Here is a 7247-nt window from a genome sequence, read left to right as displayed (position 1 = left end):
CGCAGCAAAAAGCTTTGTCGATGAGGTGGAGGCGGCCTGGTCGGAATACGCCGAAGGGATGTCTGGCGAGATCGACGTGGAAGGAAAACGCACGTTCACGGAATTTATCCGTGAAGGTGTGGGCGTTCATGCGTTTAACGGCGAAATCTTTGTGCAGCCGGTCTGGGATGCGGAGACTACGCAGCTGTTTCGTACGCGTTTTAAAGCCGTGAGTCCGAAACGGGTGGACACGCCAGGATACGGTTTGGGGAACCGCTTTCTGCGGGCCGGGGTGGAGGTCGATCGGCATGGACGGGCCGTTGCGTACCATATCTGTGAGGATGATTTTCCGCTCTCTGGTAGTGGACGATGGGAACGGATCCCGCGTGAACTTCCCACCGGGCGTCCGGCCATGCTGCATATTTTCGAGCCGGTGGAGGACGGGCAGACCCGTGGGGCTAATCAGTTTTACAGCGTCATGGAACGGCTGAAAATGCTCGATTCCCTGCAGGCAACACAGCTTCAGTCAGCCATAGTGAAGGCGATGTATGCAGCGACGATTGAAAGTGAACTTGATACCGAAAAGGCCTTTGAATATATCGCCGGTGCGCCGGAGGGGCAGAAGGATAATCCGCTTATTAATATTCTGGAGAAGTTCTCCAGCTGGTATGACACGAATAACGTGACACTGGGCGGTGTCAAAATTCCGCACCTTTTCCCCGGTGATGATCTGAAACTACAGACTGCGCAGGATTCAGACAATGGATTTTCTGCGCTTGAACAGGCGCTGCTGCGGTATATCGCCGCCGGTCTTGGCGTTTCCTACGAACAGTTGTCCCGTGATTACTCGAAGGTCAGTTATTCAAGTGCCCGCGCCTCCGCCAATGAGTCGTGGCGCTATTTTATGGGGCGGCGAAAATTTATTGCGGCCCGGCTGGCCACGCAGATGTTTTCCTGCTGGCTGGAAGAGGCTCTTCTGCGGGGGATTATTCGTCCGCCACGGGCGCGTTTTGATTTTTATCAGGCGCGTTCATCCTGGTCACGGGCAGAGTGGATTGGAGCCGGAAGAATGGCCATTGACGGGCTCAAGGAGGTCCAGGAATCGGTGATGCGCATTGAGGCCGGACTGAGCACGTATGAGAAAGAGCTGGCGCTGATGGGTGAGGATTATCAGGACATTTTCCGCCAGCAGGTCAGGGAATCTGCAGAGCGGGAAAAAGCCGGACTCTCACGTCCGGTGTGGATAGCGCAGGCGTATCAGCAGCAGATAGCGGCGAGTCGCAGGCCGGAAGAGGAGACAACACCACGTGAGACGTAATCTTTCACACATTATTGCCGCAGCATTCAATGAACCGCTGCTTCTGGAGCCCGCCTATGCGCGGGTTTTCTTTTGCGCGCTCGGGCGCGAGATGGGGGCAGCAAGTCTTTCGGTACCACAACAGCAGGTACAGCTTGATGCTCCCGGAATGCTGGCTGAAACGGACGAGTACATGGCCGGAGGTAAACGACCGGCCCGTGTTTACCGGGTGGTGAACGGTATTGCTGTACTGCCGGTGACCGGCATGCTGGTGCACCGGCTGGGTGGTATGCGGCCATTTTCCGGAATGACAGGCTATGACGGCATTGTCGCCTGTCTTCAGCAGGCAATGGCGGACACCGCTGTCCGGGGCGTACTGCTGGACATTGACAGTCCGGGCGGGCAGGCCGCAGGCGCGTTTGACTGTGCTGACATGATTTACCGCCTCCGTCAGCAGAAGCCGGTCTGGGCACTGTGCAATGACACGGCCTGTTCTGCAGCCATGCTGCTGGCGTCGGCCTGCTCCCGACGGCTGGTTACCCAGACATCCCGTATCGGCTCCATTGGCGTGATGATGAGCCATCTCAGCTATGCCGGTCATCTGGCGCAGGCCGGTGTGGATATCACGCTGATTTATGCCGGGGCGCACAAGGTGGATGGCAATCAGTTTGAAGCCTTACCGGAAGAGGTGCGTCAGGACATGCAGCAGCGCATTGATGCGGCACACCGGATGTTTGCCGAAAAAGTGGCGATGTATACCGGGCTGTCTGTGGATGTGGTCACGGGAACAGAGGCCGCCGTTTTTGAAGGTCAGTCCGGCATTGAGGCCGGGCTGGCGGATGAATTAGTCAATGCGTCGGATGCCATCAGTGTGATGACCACGGCGCTGTACACACATGATACAGGAGGCACTATGCCGCAATTAACTGCAACGGAAGCCGCCGCGCAGGAGAACCAGCGAGTGATGGGGATCCTGACGAGTAAGGAAGCGAAAGGACGTGAACAGCTTGCCACGATGCTGGCGGGACAACAGGGCATGAGCGTTGAACAGGCCCGGGAGATCCTGGCCGCGGCGGCACCACAGCAGCCGGTGGCATCCGCGCAGAGTGAAGCCGATCGCATTATGGCGTGTGAAGAGGCGAAAGGTCGTGAACAACTGGCGGCAACGCTGGCGGCGATGCCGGAGATGACGGTGGAAAAAGCCCGCCCGATCCTGGCAGCTTCACCGCAGGCGGATGCCGGACCATCACTCCGTGATCAGATCATGGCCCTGGATGAGGCAAAAGGGGCTGAGGCGCAGGCTGAACAGCTGGCTGCCTGCCCGGGAATGACCGTGGAGAACGCCCGGGCTGTGCTGGCTGCGGGATCAGGTAAGGCAGAACCGGTCTCTGCATCCACAACCGCCATGTTTGAACATTTCATGGCGAACCATTCACCGGCAGCGGTACAGGGTTGCGTGCCACAGACGTCAGCAGACGGTGATGCGGACGTGAAAATGCTCATGGCCATGCCATGAAGTCAGTGCTGACCATCAATATGAGGTTTTGACAATATGGTAACGAAAACCATCACTGAACAGCGTGCGGAAGTACGTATTTTTGCCGGTAATGATCCGGCTCACACCGCCACAGGCAGCAGCGGGATTTCCTCGGCAACACCGGCACTGACGCCCCTGATGCTGGATGAAGCCACCGGGAAACTGGTGGTCTGGGACGGACAGAAAGCCGGTAGTGCGGTTGGCATACTGGTACTGCCGCTTGAAGGCACAGAGACGGCGCTGACGTATTACAAGTCGGGAACCTTTGCGACGGAGGCAATCCGCTGGCCTGACAGTGTGGATGAACACAAAAAGGCCAACGCCTTTGCAGGCAGTGTCCTGAGTCACGCGGCGCTGCCGTAACACGTTATCAGGCCACCGCGGTGGCCTGACTGATTTCAGAATGAAAGGAACTGATTTATGGGATTGTTTACGACCCGCCAGTTACTCGGTTATACCGAACAAAAAGTGAAATTTCGTGCGCTGTTTCTGGAGCTGTTTTTCCGTCGTACGGTGAATTTCCATACCGAAGAGGTGATGCTGGACAAAATTACCGGAAAAACGCCGGTGGCGGCCTATGTCTCCCCGGTTGTTGAAGGAAAAGTGCTGCGTCATCGTGGTGGTGAAACCCGCGTGTTGCGTCCGGGCTACGTCAAGCCGAAACACGAATTTAATTCCCGGCAGGCGGTTGAGCGCCTTCCTGGTGAAGATCCGGCTCAACTGAACGATCCGGCTTACCGCCGTCTGCGTATCATTACCGATAACCTCAAACAGGAAGAGTACGCGATTGTCCAGGTGGAAGAAATGCAGGCGGTAAATGCCGTGCTGTATGGCAAATACACCATGGAAGGAGACCAGTTCGAGAAAATTGAGGTCGATTTTGGCAGATCGCCGGCGAATAACATTACGCAGGCCAGTGGTAAAAAATGGTCTGAGCACGATCGTGACACGTTCGATCCTGCGCATGATATTGACCTCTACTGCGACCAGGCCAGCGGCCTTGTGAATATTGCCATTATGGACGGTAGCGTCTGGCGTCTGCTGAATGGTTTTAAGCTGTTCCGCGAAAAACTGGATACCCGTCGCGGTTCAAATTCGCAACTCGAAACGGCAGTGAAAGACCTGGGGGCGGTGGTGTCTTTCAAAGGGTATTACGGTGATCTGGCCATTGTGGTGGCGAAAACGTCTTATGTGGCAGAGGACGGTACCGAAAAACGTTATCTGCCAGACGGCACGCTGGTCCTGGGGAATACTGCTGCAGATGGGATCCGTTGTTACGGTGCCATTCAGGATGCACAGGCGTTGTCTGAAGGCGTGGTGGCCTCTTCCCGTTATCCGAAACACTGGCTGACGGTGGGGGATCCCGCCCGTGAATTTACCATGACGCAGTCCGCGCCGCTGATGGTGTTGCCGGACCCGGATGAGTTTGTGGTGGTACAGGTGAAATAATCCGTGAGCGGGGGCGAAATGCCCCCGTGTCTTTTTTCACAGAGGCCTGATATGGCAACGAAAGAGCAAAATCTGAAACGGCTTGATGAACTGGCCCGGATTCTGGGGCGTGAGCCGGATATATCCGGGAGTGCCGCAGAGATAGCGCAGCGGGTGGCGGAATGGGAAGAGGAAGCAGAGGACAAAAACCAGGAGAGTGATGAGAACGAAAGGCATTTGATGACGTATAGCTACTCCACTGGCGGGGATGAAATGAGCACTGTTCGTGTACTCAAAACCCTGCATGTGGCGGGAAAACATCCGCATGATGACAGTGATATGGAGATTGTTGTTACAGGTATGACTGTCAGAGTTGATCCAGTGAATGTTGCGGAACTTGTCCTGGAGGGGCTTGTTACAGATGAAAGTTATTAATATCAGGGATAACGGTTTTGATACAGCCATTGCCCGGGCTGATGAAACGATACGCGGGCATATGGGAACGTCAGCCACCATTACATCCGGTGAGCAGCCCGGCGCAGTAATACGTGGTGTTTTTGATGACCCTGAAAATATCAGCTATGCCGGACAGGGCGTGCGCGTTGAAGGCTCCAGCCCGTCCCTGTTTGTCCGGACTGATGATGTGCGGCAACTGCGGCGTGGAGACACGCTGACCATCGGTGAGGAAAACTTCTGGATAGACCGGGTTTCGCCGGATGATGGCGGAAGCTGTCATCTCTGGCTTGGGCGGGGCGTACCGCCTGCCGTTAATCGTCGCCGCTGAAAGGGGGATGTATGGCCATACAGGGTCTTGAGCAGGCCGTTGAAAACCTCAGCCGTATCAGCAAAACGGCGGTGCCTGGTGCCGCCGCAATGGCCATTAACCGCGTGGCCACAACGGCGATTAATCAGTCTTCGTCTCAGGTCGCCCGTGAAACCCGTGTGCCGAGAAAACTTGTTAAAGAGCGATCCAGACTGAAACGGGCTACGGTCAGAAATCCGAACGCAAAAATTATCGTTAACCGCGGCGATCTTCCTGTGATTAAGCTGGGGATCAGGATGCTGGGACGTCGCCCGAACAGCATACTCAAAGCCGGTCAGCATCGTTATCAGCGGGCATTTATCCAGCGACTGAATAATGGGCGCTGGCATGTTATGCAACGTCTGCCAGAAGCCAGGTATGCGAAGGGCAATGACGATAAGGGAAGGAAAAAGCGTAATCGTCTTCCCATTCAGGTGGTGAAAATTCCGATGTCGGCCCCACTGAAACAGGCTTTTGATGAGAACGTTAACCGTATCCGACGCGAACGTCTGCCAAAAGAACTGAGCTATGCGCTGAAACAACAACTGAGGATTGTGATAAAGCGATGAAAAATACTGATATCCGTACAGCCGTACTGGATGCACTGGAGAAGCATGACACCGGGGCGACGTTTTTTGATGGTCGCCCCGCTGTTTTTGATGAGGCGGATTTTCCGGCAGTTGCCGTTTATCTCACCGGCGCTGAATACACGGGCGAAGAGCTGGACAGCGATACCTGGCAGGCGGAGCTGCATATCGAAGTTTTCCTGCCTGCTCAGGTGCCGGATTCAGAGCTGGATTCGTGGATGGAGTCCCGGATTTATCCGGTGATGAGCGATATCCCGGCACTGTCAGATTTGATCACCAGTATGGTGGCCAGTGGCTATGACTACCGGCGCGACGATGATGCGGGCCTGTGGAGTTCAGCCGATCTGACTTATGTCATTACCTATGAAATGTGAGGACGATATGCCAACACCAAATCCTCTGGCACCGGTGAAAGGGGCCGGGACCACACTGTGGGTTTATAAGGGGAACGGTGACCCTTATGCGAACCCGCTTTCAGACGTTGACTGGTCGCGTCTGGCTAAAGTTAAAGACCTGACGCCCGGCGAACTGACCGCTGAGTCCTATGACGACAGTTATCTCGATGATGAAGATGCGGACTGGGCCGCGACCGGACAGGGGCAGAAATCCGCCGGAGATACCAGCTTCACGCTGGCGTGGATGCCCGGAGAGCAGGGGCAGCAGGCGCTGCTGGCGTGGTTTAATGAAGGTGATACCCGTGCCTATAAAATCCGCTTCCCGAACGGCACGGTCGATGTGTTCCGCGGCTGGGTCAGCAGTATCGGTAAGGCGGTGACAGCGAAGGAAGTGATCACCCGCACGGTGAAAGTCACCAACGTGGGACGTCCGTCGATGGCAGAAGATCGCAGCACGCTAACAGCGGCAACCGGCATGACCGTGACGCCTGCCAGCACCTCGGTGGTGAAAGGGCAGAGCACCACGCTGACCGTGGCATTCCAGCCGGAAGGCGCAACCGACAAGAGCTTCCGTGCGGTGTCTGCGGATAAAACAAAAGCCACCGTGTCGGTCAGTGGTATGACCATCACCGTGAAGGGCGTTGCTGCAGGCAGGGTCAACATTCCGGTCGTATCCGGTAATGGTGAACTTGCTGCGGTTGCAGAAATCAACGTCACCGCCAGTTAATCCGGAGAGTCAGCGATGTTCCTGAAAAACGAATCATTTGAACATAACGGCGTGACCGTCACGCTTTCTGAACTGTCAGCCCTGCAGCGTATTGAGCATCTTGCCTGGTTGAAAGAGCAGGAAAAAAAGGCTGAATCCAGTGGCAACCTGCAGGTGTCTGTGGAGGATCTTATCAGAGGCGGGGCGTTTCTGGTGGCGATGTCTCTGTGGCATAACCATCCGCAGAAGACAAAGCTGCTGTCCATGAATGAAGCCATTACGCAGATTGAGCAGGAAGTGCTTACCACCTGGCCCACGGAGGCAATTGCTCAGGCTGAAAACGTGGTGTTACGTCTGTCCGGAATGTCTGAGTTTGTTGTGAATAATGCCCCTGAACAGGCAGATGACGCCGGGCCTGCAGAGCCTGTTTCTGCGGGAAAGTGTTCGACGGTGAGCTGAGTTTTGCCCTGAAACTGGCGCGTGAGATGGGGCGACCCGACTGGCGCGCCATGCTTG

At 55.8% G+C, this 7247-nt stretch carries 10 protein-coding genes and 1 pseudogene; all 11 read left to right on the top strand.

Annotated features, from left to right (window positions below; all coding sequences use genetic code 11):
• Positions 1–1297: phage portal protein (locus ACJHYR_RS26525; RefSeq protein WP_410233181.1), on the top strand; the 1297-nt coding region annotated here is incomplete at its 5' end.
• A complete protein-coding gene (locus ACJHYR_RS26520; protein ID WP_072837620.1) occupies positions 1287–2792 on the top strand; it encodes a S49 family peptidase in 1506 nt (501 codons plus the stop codon). The genes ACJHYR_RS26525 and ACJHYR_RS26520, both read left to right, overlap by 11 nt.
• A gap of 36 nt (positions 2793–2828) precedes the next feature.
• A complete protein-coding gene (locus ACJHYR_RS26515; RefSeq protein ID WP_000256816.1) occupies positions 2829–3176 on the top strand; it encodes a head decoration protein in 348 nt (115 codons plus the stop codon).
• A gap of 57 nt (positions 3177–3233) precedes the next feature.
• Positions 3234–4262 carry a major capsid protein gene (locus ACJHYR_RS26510; RefSeq protein ID WP_045146642.1) on the top strand — a complete coding sequence of 343 codons (1029 nt, stop codon included), beginning with the start codon at positions 3234–3236 and terminating at the stop codon, positions 4260–4262.
• Between the two features lie 51 nt (positions 4263–4313).
• The gene (gene gpFI / locus ACJHYR_RS26505; RefSeq protein WP_045146640.1) at positions 4314–4676 is read left to right on the top strand and encodes a DNA-packaging protein FI; all 363 of its coding nucleotides are present in this window, start codon (positions 4314–4316) and stop codon (positions 4674–4676) included.
• A complete protein-coding gene (locus ACJHYR_RS26500) occupies positions 4663–5025 on the top strand; it encodes a head-tail joining protein (protein ID WP_000864664.1) in 363 nt (120 codons plus the stop codon). Before gpFI ends, ACJHYR_RS26500 begins: the two co-directional genes overlap by 14 nt.
• Before the next feature lie 11 nt (positions 5026–5036).
• Entirely contained in the window at positions 5037–5612 is a 576-nt protein-coding gene (locus tag ACJHYR_RS26495; RefSeq protein ID WP_072837621.1) for a phage tail protein, read from the top strand.
• Entirely contained in the window at positions 5609–6004 is a 396-nt protein-coding gene (locus ACJHYR_RS26490; protein WP_045146637.1) for a phage minor tail U family protein, read from the top strand. Before ACJHYR_RS26495 ends, ACJHYR_RS26490 begins: the two co-directional genes overlap by 4 nt.
• A gap of 7 nt (positions 6005–6011) precedes the next feature.
• Entirely contained in the window at positions 6012–6752 is a 741-nt protein-coding gene (locus ACJHYR_RS26485) for a phage tail protein (RefSeq protein WP_072837623.1), read from the top strand.
• Between the two features lie 15 nt (positions 6753–6767).
• Positions 6768–7190: a phage tail assembly chaperone G gene (gpG, locus tag ACJHYR_RS26480; RefSeq protein WP_072837622.1), complete on the top strand. Its 423-nt coding sequence runs from the start codon at positions 6768–6770 to the stop codon at positions 7188–7190.
• Positions 7172–7247: pseudogene (locus ACJHYR_RS26475) on the top strand (phage tail assembly protein T); the annotation flags it as partial. The gene gpG and the pseudogene ACJHYR_RS26475, both read left to right, overlap by 19 nt.

Source organism: Escherichia sp. WS1450 (assembly GCF_046487395.1).
In the GTDB taxonomy this organism is placed as follows: Bacteria; Pseudomonadota; Gammaproteobacteria; order Enterobacterales; family Enterobacteriaceae; genus Escherichia; species Escherichia coli.
The sequence above is the reverse complement of the archived record's forward strand: the minus strand, read 5'-3'. Positions and strand labels throughout refer to the sequence as shown.